The sequence below is a fragment of the Seonamhaeicola marinus genome, from assembly GCF_008085455.1.
In genome coordinates, this window is the sequence record NZ_VSDQ01000414.1 from 1 (window position 1) to 449 (window position 449).

Sequence of the window (449 nt, forward strand, 5' to 3'; positions counted from 1 at the left end):
CACTAGACCATGATATTTGATAGGGTGGAACACCACCACTAGGTTTTGCAATAAAGTTTTGGGTAATTTCTTTGGTATCACAATTATGAGTGGTTTCAGTAACAACTTCTACCGCTAGGGGTTCAAATCTATTGATGTTGAAAGTTTCTGAAATTTCACAATTATTAGCATCTGTAACAGTTACAGTATATGCTCCTGGAGGGATGTTAGATAAATCTTCGGTGGTAGCACCATGAGACCAATTGTAAGTTAATGGTAGTGTACCACCTGTAACAATTACATTTATAGCACCTGAGTTTGCATCATCACAATTTAAAGCATCGGTTTTAATACCAGAAATGTTTAGCGCATCAGGTTGTGTTATTGTGAAGGTTTCATTTATTACACACGGTTTTCCGTCTGTAATGGTTACGGTGTAAGTTCCAGGCGCTAAATTGTTACGTTCAACC

The 449-nt window shown here is 37.4% G+C and carries 1 pseudogene; it reads right to left on the reverse strand.

From position 1 onward, the window contains the following. Positions 1 to 449, reverse strand: a pseudogene (locus FUA24_RS07440) (SprB repeat-containing protein); the annotation flags it as partial.